The 15,204-nt window shown below is 61.1% G+C and carries 16 protein-coding genes; 12 read left to right on the top strand and 4 right to left on the bottom strand.

The genetic code is table 11. The features are described from left to right. Positions 1-226: 226 nt before the first annotated feature. Complete coding sequence (locus tag NKH71_RS06885; RefSeq protein WP_352588326.1) at positions 227-865, top strand: glutathione S-transferase family protein; 639 nt, start codon at positions 227-229, stop codon at positions 863-865. A gap of 694 nt (positions 866-1,559) precedes the next feature. Here the strand turns inward: NKH71_RS06885 and NKH71_RS06880 are convergent. Beyond that, complete coding sequence (locus tag NKH71_RS06880) at positions 1,560-2,627, bottom strand: adenylate/guanylate cyclase domain-containing protein (protein WP_023720940.1); 1,068 nt, start codon at positions 2,625-2,627, stop codon at positions 1,560-1,562. A 116-nt stretch (positions 2,628-2,743) separates the two neighbouring features. On the opposite strand from NKH71_RS06880, the gene NKH71_RS06875 reads away from it, so the two are divergent. From NKH71_RS06875 to tolA, 4 genes are all read left to right on the top strand, one after another. After that, positions 2,744-3,184, top strand: coding sequence for an SRPBCC family protein (locus NKH71_RS06875; RefSeq protein WP_023678521.1), 441 nt, complete (start codon positions 2,744-2,746; stop codon positions 3,182-3,184). A 418-nt stretch (positions 3,185-3,602) separates the two neighbouring features. After that, a complete protein-coding gene (locus NKH71_RS06870; RefSeq protein ID WP_023720938.1) occupies positions 3,603-4,184 on the top strand; it encodes a VOC family protein in 582 nt (193 codons plus the stop codon). Between the two features lie 27 nt (positions 4,185-4,211). After that, entirely contained in the window at positions 4,212-5,102 is an 891-nt protein-coding gene (locus tag NKH71_RS06865) for a glutathione S-transferase family protein (protein WP_352894694.1), read from the top strand. Positions 5,103-5,483: 381 nt separating this feature from the next. After that, positions 5,484-5,870: a cell envelope integrity protein TolA gene (gene tolA / locus NKH71_RS06860; protein ID WP_352855459.1), complete on the top strand. Its 387-nt coding sequence runs from the start codon at positions 5,484-5,486 to the stop codon at positions 5,868-5,870. Positions 5,871-6,007: 137 nt separating this feature from the next. Here the strand turns inward: tolA and NKH71_RS06855 are convergent, their stop codons facing one another. Continuing rightward, complete coding sequence (locus tag NKH71_RS06855) at positions 6,008-6,223, bottom strand: hypothetical protein (RefSeq protein WP_023720934.1); 216 nt, start codon at positions 6,221-6,223, stop codon at positions 6,008-6,010. 334 nt (positions 6,224-6,557) lie between these two features. On the opposite strand from NKH71_RS06855, the gene NKH71_RS06850 reads away from it, so the two are divergent. Further along, entirely contained in the window at positions 6,558-7,550 is a 993-nt protein-coding gene (locus NKH71_RS06850; protein ID WP_352894693.1) for a DUF2865 domain-containing protein, read from the top strand. Positions 7,551-7,641: 91 nt separating this feature from the next. Here NKH71_RS06850 and NKH71_RS06845 read toward each other — a convergent pair whose 3' ends face one another. Then, complete coding sequence (locus tag NKH71_RS06845) at positions 7,642-7,992, bottom strand: hypothetical protein (protein WP_023720932.1); 351 nt, start codon at positions 7,990-7,992, stop codon at positions 7,642-7,644. A gap of 661 nt (positions 7,993-8,653) precedes the next feature. Between NKH71_RS06845 and pstS the strand changes: the two genes are divergently transcribed. The 6 genes from pstS to phoB are packed head-to-tail and all read left to right on the top strand — an operon-like array spanning position 8,654 to position 13,862. Then, a complete protein-coding gene (gene pstS / locus NKH71_RS06840) occupies positions 8,654-9,715 on the top strand; it encodes a phosphate ABC transporter substrate-binding protein PstS (RefSeq protein ID WP_352641758.1) in 1,062 nt (353 codons plus the stop codon). Between the two features lie 59 nt (positions 9,716-9,774). Next, a complete protein-coding gene (gene pstC, locus NKH71_RS06835; RefSeq protein ID WP_502896305.1) occupies positions 9,775-10,761 on the top strand; it encodes a phosphate ABC transporter permease subunit PstC in 987 nt (328 codons plus the stop codon). Positions 10,762-10,764: 3 nt separating this feature from the next. After that, positions 10,765-11,616, top strand: coding sequence for a phosphate ABC transporter permease PstA (pstA, locus tag NKH71_RS06830; RefSeq protein WP_023720929.1), 852 nt, complete (start codon positions 10,765-10,767; stop codon positions 11,614-11,616). After that, positions 11,613-12,416, top strand: a complete 804-nt coding sequence (gene pstB, locus NKH71_RS06825) for a phosphate ABC transporter ATP-binding protein PstB (protein ID WP_023720928.1) — start codon at positions 11,613-11,615, stop codon at positions 12,414-12,416. Before pstA ends, pstB begins: the two co-directional genes overlap by 4 nt. 32 nt (positions 12,417-12,448) lie before the next feature. Next, entirely contained in the window at positions 12,449-13,156 is a 708-nt protein-coding gene (gene phoU, locus NKH71_RS06820; protein WP_023720927.1) for a phosphate signaling complex protein PhoU, read from the top strand. A gap of 16 nt (positions 13,157-13,172) precedes the next feature. Continuing rightward, positions 13,173-13,862 (top strand): phosphate regulon transcriptional regulator PhoB, encoded by a 690-nt coding sequence (gene phoB, locus NKH71_RS06815; protein ID WP_031194536.1) that lies wholly within the window; start codon positions 13,173-13,175, stop codon positions 13,860-13,862. 9 nt (positions 13,863-13,871) lie between these two features. Here the strand turns inward: phoB and NKH71_RS06810 are convergent, their stop codons facing one another. Continuing rightward, positions 13,872-15,116 carry an ROK family protein gene (locus NKH71_RS06810; RefSeq protein ID WP_023720925.1) on the bottom strand — a complete coding sequence of 415 codons (1,245 nt, stop codon included), beginning with the start codon at positions 15,114-15,116 and terminating at the stop codon, positions 13,872-13,874. Positions 15,117-15,204: the final 88 nt, after the last annotated feature.

The raw sequence follows: 15,204 nt of genomic DNA, 5'->3' as shown, positions 1-15,204 counted from the left end.
GAATATGGTCCTCATTTGCGCCGGTGCGGCGATCCACTTAACGGAGATCGCAAAATGGCCAGAACCAAACCATCCAAGCAACTTGCACAGGCCGAGATCGACCGCTTCATGGCGGCTGCGGAAGAGCTTGAGGCCGTAGCGTTGGAAGTACGCTAAACAACAGCAAGACGTCGTTGGCAACTTAGTACAGATTGAAACAGGTAAGATGCGGTTTTCGGAGGAATTGATGCATTACACACTTCATGCTGCGCCAGGCTCTTGCTCTTTTGCACCTCACATCGTCATGGAGGAGATTGGAAGGCCCTATTCGCTGGCGTTGATGTCGCCAGGTCATCCCGAAGCCAAGACCGACGAATTTCACCGCTTAAACCCGAAAGGGCGAATCCCTGTTCTCATTGCCGACAATTTCACTCTCACTGAAGCGCCGGCAATCTTATTTCACCTGGGCCTGACGAATCCAGACGCGCGGCTCCTGGGAGCGAATGCAGAAAACATCATCCGTTCCATCGAATGGTTTAACTGGCTATCGAGTGCGGTTCACGCGGTCGCCGTCCGAATGATCTGGCGCGCCGACTTTTTCTTACCGGATCAATCGATGTACGAGCCCTTGGTTCATAAAGGAAAGGAGCACTTGGCTTCCGCGTTTGCGCTTATAGAATCCAAGTTGACGGATCGAGATTGGGCCGTAGGAGAGTCCTATTCAATAGTTGATCCGTATTTGCTCGTATTCTACAGGTGGGGAAATCGCATGGCCGTAGACATGCGAAATACCTACCCCGCTTGGACCTCTCATGCACGTCGGTTGGAGGAGCGAGCGGCTGTGCAACGAGCCTTAACGCAAGAGGGAATATCCCTCTGGGAGTAGCTGTCGCGTTGCCGAATCCAAAAATTCGCAAGACCATCGATCCTACGCGGTCGTACTTAAATGTCTGGTAGCGTTGTTTAGCGGGAAACCAACGCTACGGCCTCAGCTTCACAAGAGCATTGTCCGGCCGCTGCTATCGCCTACCTGCGACCATTATCGGGCGCTTCGAGCGGTCCATGAACCCTGTTGAAATCGGTGAAGGACATTACCGGCAAGGATGCAGCTTTCATCCGATGGCACGGCTCGGGGCCAGCGATAGCGGCAGCGGGGAAGCGCCTCATTGCCACCTTAACGCCACCCATGTTGTTCTCCTTCCCTGAAATATAGCTCAAGTATCCCGGCCCCGAAACGGGGGCGACATATGTGAGTATTGGGTCCTCAGGAAACAAGATGGCGTCGTCCGTGTCGACTATCCGTTCCGTGACGCTGCCCGCCGCATGTCCGATGCCTGATTGGCGAGGATTCGGGCTTCCGTCCGTTTGAAGCTGTCCGGCTGATTTGACTCAGCGCACTATCCACGGCCCCGGCGACGCGATCGGCAAGCATGCCGACGGCATGGCTGGGCTCTAAACGCGCCATACTCCAGTTGCAGTATCGTAGCTTCTTTGCCGTTCGAATTTCTCTCAGTCATGGCTTCGCACGATACCAAGATATGCTGCGAACGACACATCCACGGCGGGCTCAACCATTCGATCTATTCCGGCAAGCCGAAAAGTGTTTGCGCGCCTGCTATTCCTCCGAGCGGATGACTGCCCATGGCGATCATCGGCTCGGTAGTTTCTGCCTCGAACACTGTCGACGCGAGCACCGTCCGTCCCAACGGCTTGCACAGCCCTTCGATGCGGCTGACAAGATTTACAGCCTTGCCGATCGCGGTGAAGTCCAACCTGCCGGCAGTGCCGATGTTCCCCCAGAGTATCTCGCCGACATGCAGGCCAATGCCATATCCGAGCTCAGGGCCGCCATTGCGGCGCCGAGTTTGGTTGAGATGATCTATCCCGGCGCGCGTGGCCTTCACGGCGCGTACCGCAGCGTCACATGCGGCATTTGCATCGCGCTCGCCAATCGGGAAAATCGCGAGGACGCCATCACCTATAAACTTGAGAACCTCACCACCAAATGCGTGCACCGCGCCCGCGACGCAATCGAACCAGGCATCAAGTACCAATACGATCTCGTCTGCATCATGAACCTCGGATAGATCGGTGAAACCTCGAAGGTCCGCGCACAGAAGCGCAGCCCGTATCGTCTCTCCCTTTACTCGACGAGAATGACCGTTGAGCACATGTGCTGCACTGCGCTTTCCCAAATATGCTTCGAGCAATGCGCGTTTCGCGGACCGTTCTGCGAGTGCGGTCATCGGAGCCGCAGCAAACCGGGAGATTTGCCGCAGCAGCTCTGACTGCGCCTCATCCGGAGTATGATCGAACGCCCACACCAAAGTCGGTGCGACACCGCCCGCTCGCTCGTCGAACACCATCGCCCGCGTCGTGCCAAGCCACTCCCGCAGCACGAGCCGGGGATCGGCATTCTGGCGGTCGGCGCCTATGCCCAAAGCCTCGACCACTTCATTCCCAGGCGCTCGCCAGAGCCAGATGCGGCGTGAAATGATCGGGTCGGGAGCATCCTGCGCCAGCGCGCCGGCGATGATCGGCAGGCCGTCTTCCATCAAATGCGTTGAGAGCTGCAATAGAAGTCGCCCACCGTCGCCAATATGCGCGGCGTCGTCCAGAAGGAATGAAAGCGAGTTTGCGAGAAGCATCGGCAGAAGGTCACTCGGCACAGGCTTATGCTTACGCCTCGAACATCTTCTTGCAACTCCCCACATTCGCTTCAATCATGCACGGTATTCGATGCGGATGTGACCTGGAGTGAGCGATGGCGGAATCGGTTTACACAGAGATTGAGGTCGCCGCGCCACAAGCGACCGTGTTCGCGCTTTTGACGGATCCGGACCAGATCGTGCGATGGATCGGGACCGAAGCGAATTTGGATGCATCGCCGGGCGGTCTGTTCCTCGTCAATGTCGGTGGTCGCCATATGGCCCGCGGTGAGTTCACCGAGGTGATCCCGGTCCACCGTCTTGCCTACAGTTTTGGCTGGGAAGACAACGAGACCGTGCCGCCCGGCTCCAGCCATGTCGAGATCGACCTGATCGCGAGGGATGCGGGGACACTGATCCGCTTCACGCACAGCGGACTGCCGAACGCAAAGGAGCGTGACAGCCACCGAAGGGGATGGGAGCACTACCTCTCACGGCTGAAGATCACTGCCGATGGGGGACATGTCGATCCCGACGTGCCGATGAAGAATATGTGATTTTCATCTAAGGGCCGCGGATGCCCGTAATCCGAACCAGGCGCGGCATGCGTCAACGAGGCCCCTTTGACCTGCCGTCGCCAAACCGGCCGCTCGGGAAACCCAGCGACCTGCGGGCTGCCGCACCATTACAGCTGCCGGCGACGGATCGTTTCGGCGAGCTCGGCGAAGGCGTCCGCGATCCCGGTGCCGCTCTTGGCGCCTGCGTGGAGTTCTTGAAACTCAGCGCTTCTGGCGCAACGCCTCGGATTGAATTAGCATCCGTTCATCAAAGCTCCGGCCGCACTCCTGCAGGATGCGGAATGCGGAGCGCAGGCGAGCGAGGCCGGGCGCGGTCACATGCCGGGCGCTGATCCAAGCGCGACTGGGCATCCGAACTTCCGTTCGGCGGCAAGACGGCGTGGCCGGGAGGAGTCAGATGCAGAAGCTGCAATCACAAGGCGTCCATCACATCACGCTGGTCGGCGCCGATCGCCAGAGCTCCATCGATTTCTGGGAAGGCGTGCTCGGCATGCCTTTCATCTTCGAGCAGCCCAACCTCGACAAAGCCAGCGAAAGCCATCTTTATTTCGATCCGGGCGACGGCCGGCTGATCACCGTCTTCACCGACGAGAGCCGCACGCCGGTCAAGCGGCGCACGCCAACCGATACGGGCTGCGTCCATCACATCGCTTTCGCGGTGTCGCGCGTCACCTTTTTGCAGGCGGTCGGCCGGCTCGACGAGCGCGCCATCAAGCACAGCGGCGTCAAGGATCGCGGCTTCATGGACTCGATCTACTTCGAGGATCCGCTCGGCCTGCTGATCGAGCTCGCCTCCTACCGTTTCGAGCCGCCGGCGGGCTTCACCCATGCCGACGTGTTGATGCAGGCGCACAAGATCCGCGTCGCGCGCGGCGACTACGCAATAGCCGAGGTGCATCTCGCCGACGCGATCCAGGCGCTTGTCGAGCGCTCCCGCGCGACCTTGTCGGAAGACCGCGCTCCGAAAGATCCATACTGACGACAGGCCAAACAAAGGGAGGACACAATGGCAAAGACGACAACGAAGAGTGCGAAGAAGCCGGCCGCCAAGGCCGCTCCGAAACCAGCTGCCAAGGCCGCGACAAAGCCTGCTGCCAAGGCGTCGAAAGCGTCCGCCAAGTCGGCAACGAAAGCCGCCGCAAAACCTGCAGCCAAGGCATCCGCGAAGTCCGCGCGGAAGGCCGTAGCGAAATCAGCGAAAAAACCCGCGCTGATGCTCAGCATGCTGAAGCCGAGCGTCAACAATATGAGCGTACGGGTGTTTGCGCGCGCGGCCGGGCTCGACCATTCCGAGACCGACGTATGGGGCCACACGCGCTCGCCTGAATATATGGCGCGAAACCCGGCCCACCTGACCCCGATGATCGAGGACAAGGGCCTGCCGAGAGGTGTCTTGTGGGAAAGCTGCGCCATCATGCAGTACCTCGCCAACAAGCACCGGCTGGAAAAATTGTACCCTAAGGAACCCGCCAAGCGGGCAATGATCGACAGTGCCATGTTCTACCTGATCGGCACGCTCTACCCCTATGTGGCGCGCGCCACCTATCCAGCACTGAATTTCCCGCAATATGCCGGCGAGGTCGGCCACAGCGACGCTCATCCCGACAGAAAATCGGAAGCCCAGAAGGCCGCGGCGGCCGCAATTGCCGAGCCGCTGGAGGTCTTTCACAGCTTCTTCAGGAACGGCAAGCCGTTCATCGGCGGCAAGAACCCGTCGATCGCCGACATCCGTCTGGCGGCGACGCTCGAGTTCCTCGCCGTCATCGACTATGCGCTGCCCCAATGGGCAAAAGACTATATGACGGCGATCGAGAAGAAGCTCGGCAAGGCCTATGCCGAGCCGGCCGGCGATGTGCGCGGCTATATCGCCTATGTGCGGTCGCAGGCCAACGCCTGAGGCACGTGCAGGCCGGCGATCGTCCGTACGTTCTGCAGGAGCCGGTAACGATCTGGGGTAATTCTTTTTACTCTCCCCTGTTTGCACGATGTGGGGAGCTTAAGGTTTCGTTAACCGAAACCCTTTCTACTGTATCCACCTCCAGCCCGCGACCACGGATGTACTGGCGCGGATGGAAAGCAAAGGTCGGCTGCTCGCCGGCCTTTTGCTTGTTGCAGCCCTGCCGAAGTTGCGGTCGACGGCGCTTCCCGACGCCTGCATGGCTGATGAAGCGCGTTGCTGGCACCTTGTCATCGCCGATGTCGGCCCTACCATCGAAGTTAGTCAAGTCCTCGAGGGCGGTTCAAGGACAGAGGCCCTGTCATGAAAAGCATTGCTGGAATGGTGGTGATTGCAGGCGCCATGCTGGCGGGCACAGCCGGTCAATCGAATGCAGCGACGCTCAACACCATGCCCGAGGTCGGGGCTGCCATCCAGGCGTGCTGGACCCCGCCAGCGAATGCCGGGAATTCCACCGTCACCCTGAGCTTCAGCTTCAGGCGCAATGGCACGCTGATCGGCCGGCCCAAGCCGACTGCCATCCGCGTGGCCGGCGACGAGAAGGCGCGGCAAGCTTTTGTCGATGCGGCGATTGCGGCCGTGGACCACTGCCTGCCGTTGAGCCTTTCACCGGCGCTGGCTGAAGGCATCCCGGGCAAGGTGTTCACTCTGCAATTCAACTCGCCCAAACAAAAACAGCCTGCAACGCGAGTGCAGGCTTCGCCTTGATCTTTTCCGACAACCGGATTCCACTTTTCGGGATCTAGCGCATGTCGAGCAAAAGTGTGCAGCGGTTTTGCGACAACGACATGCATGAAACAAGAACCTAAGCGCGTCGCATGAGGCCCCATCGACCGCGATGCGCTTTAGTGGCGGCTTCGTCTGGCCTCGACATGTCGCGCCAGTTCCGGCATTTCGAAGACATAGTCGCTCCAGGCCGATTCCGGAATCTGGCCGGCGAGATAGCACTCCAGCAAAAGCCTCTGCTCGTGGTCGAGCGGCCTCGGTGTGCGTTCATGGTCCAGCCCAAGTGAATGGAACAGATTCCTGGTCAGGCCCGCGACAGTGAAATGAATCGACATTTTGCGGTCTCCTCCTTTGGCCGCTCAACGCCGAACTTGGGGCTAAGGTTTCAGCAACGGCCGGCCGGTAACGCCGGATTGATCGCGGTGCGGAACCGGCCGGGTGCTTCAAACTTCGCCGTGGCGCGAGTTCGCCGGCGTTGCTGCCGGTTCGTCTCAATCTTGAAATAAAAATGTAATATTGAATTTACGCCAGCGGATATAATACACTAGAACTAAAGTCTCTGGTGGCGGTGCGGTCTACTTCAATTAGGTAAAACTGATTTAGCCAGTACTTAACCATAGTCGACAAAGAAATCCTATTCTCGGCGCAACAAGGACAATGGTCGCTCCAATGACACGCTTCTGGCTTCTCACGATTCTGATGCTGGTGTCGGCAATAGCCGTTGCGCTCGGCACGTCCTCCTCCTATGCGGATAGCTGCGGCGCGATCAGGAGCCAATTGCTTTCGGCGGGGCGTGGCGCCGGGACCAGCCCCGAGCTTGCCCAACTACGCCGGCAACTCGCCGCGATTCAAAGGCTGGAGAGACAGCGCCGATGCACGGCGAAAACGGCCGGGTTCTTCTTCAACCCCTGCGCCGACCTCGTAAGCAGCAAGGCGGAGGTGCAACGGCAGATCGCCAGACTGTCGAATTCGGGCAGGGACACCTCCGGCCTGAAGGCCAGGTTCGTCGCGCTAGGCTGCGCCGCCCCCGCTGCCAAGAAGCAGCAGGCGCAGCAGAACCAGCCGCAGGCACAGCAGCGCACAGCACCAAAACCTCAGTCCGCAGGCGCAATAATGGGTGGCAATCGGATGCTGTTTTGCGTTCGCTTGTCGGACGGATATTTCTTCCCCGCGCCAAAATCGCAGTTCGCCAAGAACGACGATCTGAAGGAAACGGTCGATCAGTGCCGCTATATCTGCGACGATGCCGGCGTCGAACTCTATACGCTGAGCGATGCCACCCGCGAGACCGAAGAGATGATCGCGCTCGAGACGCAAAAGCCCTATGTGGAGCTTGCGACCGCCTTCAGGTACCGCGACGACGCGAACTTCAAGGCCTGCGATGTCAAGCGCTATTACCAGCGCGTCGCCGAACTCAGGGCACGAACCGTGACACCGGCCAACATGAGCAACGCCATCATTCCGTTGCCGACGGCAAAGCCGGATTTTGGCATCGTCGCGGAAATTCCTGAATCCGGGATCCAAACCGCCGGTACCGCTCTCGCAGGGGAAAAAACGCCGGTTGCCGAGGTACCAGGGGCTGCCCAGCATCAGTCGGTCGAAAGAGCGATCGGCGCGCGGCCGGTGAGAGTGGTCGGGCCGGCCTTTTTCCCGGCGGACTGACCAAGGCAGGCGATGTCCCGAGACGGCGAACGGCTGGCCGGATAGCCGCTTCAAGGCCTACAGCCGCACGCATCGACCGACGGCCGGTTGGTTATTCGCAGACCATGCGGGCCCGTTTGCCGGGCTGGCTGACATTCCTGCAGGTGAGCGGCTTCGCCGGCTCCGATGACAGCATGGGCGGATTGGCGACCTTCCTTCGTGGCGCTGCAACGGAAGCTGCGCTCCGGCGCACCGCCGGCCTTTTCGGCGTTTGAGGCGCCACAGGAAAGACATCGGTCTCCAGCTGCGACTGTTCGGCTTGCGCCTGCGGAGAAGGCCGGTCCCAGAAACGGCGAACATCGAGCGGCTTGGGAATGATCACGGTGCCGTCATAGCTGCGCGCGCAGCCGGTTCCCAGAAGCAGCGCCAGGCACAGGAAGACAGGCAGAATCCGTCGAAACATCAGCAACACCCCTGCAAGCTTATAACGCTGCTTCGGCCCAACCGACAACCGGCGGAATAGTGCAGAGGGAGTAGGTAAGGTGAAGTAGAAATCGTCGCACTTCCAGTCGAAGGCCCCGCTCGAAAGATCGAGCGCCGGGTCGGGCGCGGATGGAGGTCCAGCGCGAGGCGAGTTAAAACCTTGCGATTCGTCACCGCTTCCAGCGTAAGGCCATGGTGCGATCGCACCATACCCAATGGCGCGCTCAGTCGCGACAATGGGATATTCGAAGTTCCGCTCCTCCAGTTACGGGCGGGAGCAGCGACCGCCGGCAAGAAACAGGGTCAGATTTACCCCAACGGACCTGTTTCGGCGATGGCGCGGCCATGACACGTTCTGGCTGCATGCAACGCGCTCCCGTCCGGCTTTTTTCTTCTCAAGGTCAGTGGCTGCTATCGTCGAGCGGACAAAGCCGGCCGGAATTCACGCAAGCTGCTGATTCCAGCGGCAAACCGCGGCCCATGCCGACAAAGCCCGCGGCCGTTCCTTCTTAACCCGGCTGGACGACGTTACCGGAGCGACATGAAACTGTCATGCGACTGTAATAATCGGGGGCTATTGGCCTCAGCGGGCGCCGGAGGAATGGCGCCGAGAGACCATATTCCGAACAGGAGCAGGCCACATGAGACATTTCATCCGCTCGGCGGCCGTTGCGATTGCAATGGCTGCGGCGACGACTACCCTCACCCTGTCCGCCGCGCTCGCCGCGGACATCTCTGGCGCCGGCGCCACCTTCCCCTACCCGATCTATGCGAAGTGGGCCGACACCTACAAGAAAGACACCGGCATTGGGCTTAACTATCAGTCGATCGGTTCCGGCGGCGGCATCAAGCAGATCAAAGCCAAGACCGTTACCTTCGGCGCTTCTGATGCGCCGCTGAAAGGCGAAGAGCTTGAATCGTCCGGATTGGCTCAGTTCCCGATGGTGATGGGCGGCATCGTTCCCGTCGTCAACCTCGAAGGCATCAGGCCGGGCGAGTTGGTTCTCGACGGCCCGACGCTGGCCGACATCTTCCTCGGCAAGATCACGAGCTGGGATGACGAGGCGATCAAGAAGCTCAATCCCGACGTCAAGCTGCCTTCGCAGGCGATCGCGGTCGTTCACCGTTCTGATGGGTCGGGCACGACGTTCAACTTCACATACTACCTCGGCGACGTCAGCGCGGACTGGAAAGAAAAGGTCGGCGTCGACAAGGCCGTGGAATGGCCCGTGGGCATCGGCGCCAAGGGCAATGAGGGCGTTGCCAACAACGTCTCCCAGACCGGCGGCGCGATCGGCTATGTCGAATACGCCTATGCCAAGCAGAACAAGCTCACCCACACCGACATGATCAACAAGGACGGCAAGAAGGTCGAACCCACCGCGGCGGCATTCTCGGCGGCAGCGGCCAATGCCGACTGGAGCTCGCAGCCGGGCTATGGCGTCATCCTCGCCAACGAGCCGGGCGCCGAGTCCTGGCCGATGACGGCGGCAACGTGGATCCTCCTGTACAAGAAGCCGGACGATGCCGCGACCACCGGCGAAGCGCTCAAATTCTTCGCCTGGGCATACGACAAGGGCGACGAGATGGCCGGCGAGCTGGACTACGTTCCGATGCCCGACAAGGTGGTCGAGAGCGTCAAGGCCATGTGGGCCAAGGAAGTCGTCGGCAGCGACGGCAAGCCGCTCTACTCGGCTATGTAATCTCCTCCAGGGAGGGCGTCGACGGCGCCCTCCCTGTTGCCTTCAATCGCGAGGACCCAATGACCATCGCTTCCGATGCCATGCTATCATCTGCAGCCCGGGCCAGGGAAGCTACGGTGCGGCGCTTCGCGCTCACAGACGCCATATTCCGCGGACTCACCCGCGCTTCCGCAATTCTTGTGCTGGTCATCCTCGGTGGTGTCGCAATCTCGCTGTTTGCCGGCTCATGGCAGGCCCTGTCGTCCTTCGGGTTCTCTTTCCTGACGACTGAGAGCTGGAATCCGGTTACGGAAAAATTTGGCGCGCTGGCGCCGATCTACGGCACCCTGGTCACGGCGGCCATCGCCATCCTGATCGCGGTTCCGATCGGCATCGGCATTGCCGTGTTTCTCACCGAACTCTGCCCGCGCCCGCTCAGGCGCCCGATCGGCATAGCGGTCGAGCTGTTGGCCGGCATTCCCTCGATCATCTACGGCATCTGGGGCCTGTTCGTGTTCGCGCCGTTCCTGCAGACGACGATACAGCCCTTCATCATCAACATCTTCCACGGCGTGCCGGGACTATCCAGCCTTTTCGCCGGCCCTCCTTACGGCATCGGCCTTCTAACCTCGGCGCTGATCCTCGCCATCATGGTACTGCCCTTCATCACCTCGATCACCAAGGACGTCTTCGATACGGTGCCGGCGGTGCTGAAGGAATCGGCCTACGGCATCGGTTGCACGACCTGGGAAGTGACCCGGCGCGTGGTCATTCCCTATACCCGCATCGGTATCATGGGCGGCGTCATGCTTGGCCTCGGCCGCGCGCTCGGCGAAACCATGGCGGTGACCTTCGTCATTGGCAACGCTCACCGCATCAGCGCCTCTCTGTTCGCGCCGGGCACGACGATCTCGGCGACCATCGCCAATGAATTCACCGAGGCCGACGGCGATCTCTACACCTCCTCTCTGGTTTCGCTCGGCCTGATCCTGTTCGTCATCACTTTCCTGATCCTTGCCGCCGCCCGCTATATGCTGATGCGGATCGACGCCCGTACGGGAGCCTGACCGATGTCGACATCCTCATCGCTCCACAGCCGCCGCAAAGCCAGGAATTCGGTGATGATGGCGCTTTGCGTCGTCGCCGCCGGCATCGGGCTTGCCTGGCTGGCGCTCATTCTCGGTGCACTGGTCTATAAGGGCACAGCCGGGCTTTCGTTCGCGGTCTTCACCGAGATGACGCCACCGCCAGGCGAGGCCGGCGGCCTGCTCAATGCAATCGCGGGCAGCCTGCTGATGACGATCATCGCCGTTGTCGTCGGCACGCCGATCGGCGTGCTGGCGGGAACCTACATGGCCGAATATGGGCGTTTCTCGCGCATCACCACCGTCGTGCGCTTCATCAACGACATCCTGTTGTCGGCGCCCTCGATCATCATCGGCTTGTTCGTCTATGAGTTGATGGTGCGGCCAATGGGGCATTTCTCGGCCATAGCCGGCGCCGTTGCGCTTGCCATCCTGGTCATTCCGGTGGTCGTGCGCACCACTGAAGACATGCTCAACCTGGTGCCGAACGCGTTGCGTGAAGCCGGTGCCGCGATCGGCGCGCCGCGTTGGGTGGTGATCCGTTCGGTCGCCTACCGCGCCGCATTGTCCGGCATCGTCACCGGCATATTGCTGGCGATAGCACGCATTTCCGGCGAGACGGCGCCGCTGCTCTTCACCGCGCTCAACAACCAGTTCTGGAGCAGCAATATCAACGCGCCGATGGCCAGCCTGCCGGTGACCATCTTCCAGTTCGCTCTCAGCCCTTACGAGGAATGGCAGCAACTGGCGTGGACCGGCGCACTCATAATCACCCTGACGGTTCTGGGCTTGAGCATCCTCGCCCGCAGCCTTACCGGACGCAGAGAGGACAGATGACACAGATGTTGTCCCCGGACATGACGATGACCGAAACGGTCGCCGAGAAGACGAAGATCGAGGTCAAGAACCTCAACTTCTACTACGGCCAGAGCAAGGCGTTGAAGGACATCACCTTGTCGCTGCCCGAGCGCAGCGTCACTGCCTTCATCGGCCCTTCGGGCTGCGGGAAATCGACGCTGCTGCGTGTGTTCAACCGCATCTACGAACTCTACCCGAAGCAGACAGCCGAGGGCCAGGTGCTGCTCGACGGCAAGAACATTCTCGACCGCTCGCAGGATCTCAATCTCCTGAGGACCAAGATCGGCATGGTGTTCCAGAAGCCGACGCCGTTCCCTATGTCGATCTACGAGAACATCGCCTTCGGGGTCAGGCTCTATGAGAATCTCGGCAAGTCCGAAATGGACGGCCGCGTCGAACAAGCGTTGAAGCGGGCCGCGCTGTGGGGCGAGGTCAAGGACAAGCTCAACGCCAGCGGCTTGAGCCTGTCAGGCGGCCAGCAGCAGCGGCTTTGCATTGCCCGCACCGTGGCGGTGAAGCCGGAAGTCATTCTGCTCGATGAGCCGGCTTCGGCACTCGACCCGCTGTCGACCGCCAAGATCGAGGAGCTGATAGACGAGTTGCAAGCCGATTACACGATCGTCATCGTCACCCACAACATGCAGCAGGCGGCGCGCGTGTCGCGCCAGACCGCCTTCATGTATCTGGGTGAACTGGTCGAGTTCGACCGGACCGAGAAGATCTTTACGTCGCCCCGCGAGAAGCGCACGCAGGATTACATCACCGGCCGCTTCGGCTGAGCCGTTCCGATCATGCATATAAGGACAGGACCATGGGCGAACACACAGTCGCTTCTTTCGACGAGGATCTCGAGCAGATCAGCAAGCTGATCCGCGACATGGCCGACCTCGCCGGTTCGATGGTCGGCGGGGCGACCAAGGCCCTGTTGAATTCTGACAACGTGCTGGCGCAACGCGTCGTTTCCGACGATGCCATCATGGATGCGCGTCAACGCGAACTGGACGACCGCGCCATCACCCTGATCGCCAAGCGCCAGCCGATGGCCCACGATCTGCGCCATGTCGTCGGGGCGATCCGCATGGCCGGCGATCTCGAACGCATCGGCGACCTTGCCAAGAATATCGCCAAGCGTGTGAGTGCGGTCGGCCTTAGCGTCACACCGCGCGACCTATCGCATTCCATCGATGCGATGGCGCAGCTGGTGCTCATCCAGGTGCAGGGCGTCATCGAGGAGTATGCTGCAGGCGATGCGGCCGCGTTGGCCAAGCTACGCGCCGCCGACGAGCGCATCGACGTCAAATATACGTCGGTGTTCCGCGAACTGTTGACCTACATGATGGAAGACCCGCGCAACATCACCGCTTGCACGCATCTGCTGTTCTGCGCCAAGAATCTGGAGCGGATCGGCGACCATGTCACCAACATCGCCGAAAATGCGTATTATGTGCTGACCGGCGAGCAATTGCCGGTCAATCGTCCGAAGCAAGACGAAACGACAATGTCCGCACCGGCGACATGATGGGGGTGCCCAGCCGATGATCGCACCACGCATAATGGTGGTGGAGGACGAGGAGCCGTTGGGTGTGCTGCTCCGCTACAATCTCGAATCCGAAGGCTACCAGGTCGAGGTGGTGACACGCGGCGACGAAGCCGAGATCCGTTTGCAGGAGAATGTGCCCGATCTTCTGGTGCTCGACTGGATGATACCAGCGGTTTCCGGCATCGAGCTCTGCCGCCGGTTGCGGGTGCGCCCCGAAACCGAACGGCTGCCGATCATCATGCTGACCGCGCGCGGCGAGGAGAGCGACCGGGTACGCGGTCTTTCGACCGGCGCCGACGACTATCTGGTCAAACCGTTTTCGACACCGGAATTCATGGCCAGGGTCAAGGCGCTGCTGCGCCGCGCCAAGCCGGAAGTGCTGTCCAGCGTGCTGAAGGTCGGCGACATCGTGCTCGATCGCGAATCGCACAGGGTGTATCGCAAGAAGACCGAGATCCGGCTCGGGCCGACCGAATTCCGGCTGCTCGAATTCATGATGCGGCATCCGGGCCGCGTCTTCTCGCGCAGCCAGTTACTCGATAATGTCTGGGGCGAGACGATCTATATCGACGAACGCACCGTCGACGTGCATGTCGGGCGGCTGCGCAAAGCCGTCAACAACGGCCGCATGCCTGATGTCATCCGCACCATCCGCGGTGCCGGCTACGCGATCAGGGAAGATTGACCCGCCCAGTCAGGCTACGTTCTTTCTGACGCCGGGCCTCATTTGCGCGCCCGGCGCGAAAATCTGCTGGTCGACGAAGCTTAACGCCCGCATTGCACAGCCTTCGCGGATCAGCGGCAATTCGTTCGGCTCGGTATCGAAGGAGATCGAGCCCGAATGCTGGCCGCCGGCGGTCTGGGCGATGGCCTTCCGCAAGGCCGGCTCGATCAGATCAAAGGCGGCGGCACTGGCGCCGACCATTGCGACCGGTGCCGGATCGATCAGCGCGAACAGCGAGCCGAGACCGAAACCCAGCGCTTCGCCGGCCTTGCGGTAGGCTTCGCGTTCCGGCCCGTCCTTCTCGCGCGCCCGAACCGCCAGCGCGCGCATGTCGGCGTCGCTGACGTCGGCGACCGGTTGGCTGTCTTCGCTCATCTGCGTGGCGTTGCGCCAGATGGCGTAATTGCCGGCATAGGCCTCGATGCAGCCGCGCCGCCCGCAACGGCAGAGCGCGCCGCCCGGACGATGGATCATGTGGCCAAACTCGCCGCCCGAGGAATGCGTGCCGGTGAACAGCTCGCCCTTCAACACCAGCCCCATGCCGATGCCGTGCGAAAGCAGGATGGCGATGAAGTCGTCGCGATAGCGATCCGGATCGCGCCAGCGCAAAGCCACCGCCATCATATTGCAGTCGTTCTCCACCGTGGCCGGGATGCCGAATTCATCTTCCAGCATGTCGGCAAAGGCGATGTCCGTCTGCGGCGTGATCGGCGACCACAGCATGGCGCGTGCAGGGGAGTCGGTAATTCCCTGAATCGCCAGGGCGATGCGGGCGACACTGCGGACGTCAAGATCTGGATCGTCCAGCCGGCGCCGGACGATGGCCATGCATTCGCGGATCAGTTCGTCGCGCGGCATGGTCAGCGTGTCCAGCCGGCGCTGTTCCTCGGCGACCACCTGCCCCGCATAGTCGATGATGGCGGCCGACAGGAAATTCAGCGACAACACCACGGTCAGCACCGCCGCCGCTTCCGGATTGAGGGCGAGGCCGACCTGCGGACGACCGCGTTTCAACGAAACGGGTTCGCTTGCCTTGCTCTCGGCGAGGATGCCTTCCCGTATCAGGTCGGAGGAGATCGCCGATATGGTCGAATGGCTGAGGCCGGTGGTTGCGGCGATCTCCGTACGCGATGGCTGGCCGGCCCGGCGCACGGCCGAGATCACCATCGCCCGGTTGCGCCGGCGCAAATCGTCATGGCGGATTCCGACCGACATCGTTTTGCTTTCCTCCCGGTTTGCCGCGGCCGCTCATGAACCGGAAGCCGTCGGTAATGCCGACAAATAGTGTCAGATGAGGCAAATA

Source organism: Mesorhizobium sp. M0983 (assembly GCF_040318975.1).
Lineage (GTDB): Bacteria > Pseudomonadota > Alphaproteobacteria > Rhizobiales > Rhizobiaceae > Mesorhizobium.
Note: the sequence above shows the minus strand (reverse complement) of the source record. Positions and strands in the feature narration are given on the sequence as shown.

Bases quoted from the DNA above. Each gene is read 5' to 3' on its own strand.
- NKH71_RS06885 (WP_352588326.1), top strand. From the start codon at position 227: ATGCATTACACACTTCATGCTGCGCCAGGCTCTTGCTCTTTTGCACCT.
- NKH71_RS06880 (WP_023720940.1), bottom strand. From the start codon at position 2,627: ATGCTTCTCGCAAACTCGCTTTCATTCCTTCTGGACGACGCCGCGCAT.
- NKH71_RS06875 (WP_023678521.1), top strand. From the start codon at position 2,744: ATGGCGGAATCGGTTTACACAGAGATTGAGGTCGCCGCGCCACAAGCG.
- NKH71_RS06870 (WP_023720938.1), top strand. From the start codon at position 3,603: ATGCAGAAGCTGCAATCACAAGGCGTCCATCACATCACGCTGGTCGGC.
- NKH71_RS06865 (WP_352894694.1), top strand. From the start codon at position 4,212: ATGGCAAAGACGACAACGAAGAGTGCGAAGAAGCCGGCCGCCAAGGCC.
- tolA (WP_352855459.1), top strand. From the start codon at position 5,484: ATGGTGGTGATTGCAGGCGCCATGCTGGCGGGCACAGCCGGTCAATCG.
- NKH71_RS06855 (WP_023720934.1), bottom strand. From the start codon at position 6,223: ATGTCGATTCATTTCACTGTCGCGGGCCTGACCAGGAATCTGTTCCAT.
- NKH71_RS06850 (WP_352894693.1), top strand. From the start codon at position 6,558: ATGACACGCTTCTGGCTTCTCACGATTCTGATGCTGGTGTCGGCAATA.
- NKH71_RS06845 (WP_023720932.1), bottom strand. From the start codon at position 7,992: ATGTTTCGACGGATTCTGCCTGTCTTCCTGTGCCTGGCGCTGCTTCTG.
- pstS (WP_352641758.1), top strand. From the start codon at position 8,654: ATGAGACATTTCATCCGCTCGGCGGCCGTTGCGATTGCAATGGCTGCG.
- pstC (WP_502896305.1), top strand. From the start codon at position 9,775: ATGACCATCGCTTCCGATGCCATGCTATCATCTGCAGCCCGGGCCAGG.
- pstA (WP_023720929.1), top strand. From the start codon at position 10,765: ATGTCGACATCCTCATCGCTCCACAGCCGCCGCAAAGCCAGGAATTCG.
- pstB (WP_023720928.1), top strand. From the start codon at position 11,613: ATGACACAGATGTTGTCCCCGGACATGACGATGACCGAAACGGTCGCC.
- phoU (WP_023720927.1), top strand. From the start codon at position 12,449: ATGGGCGAACACACAGTCGCTTCTTTCGACGAGGATCTCGAGCAGATC.
- phoB (WP_031194536.1), top strand. From the start codon at position 13,173: ATGATCGCACCACGCATAATGGTGGTGGAGGACGAGGAGCCGTTGGGT.
- NKH71_RS06810 (WP_023720925.1), bottom strand. From the start codon at position 15,116: ATGTCGGTCGGAATCCGCCATGACGATTTGCGCCGGCGCAACCGGGCG.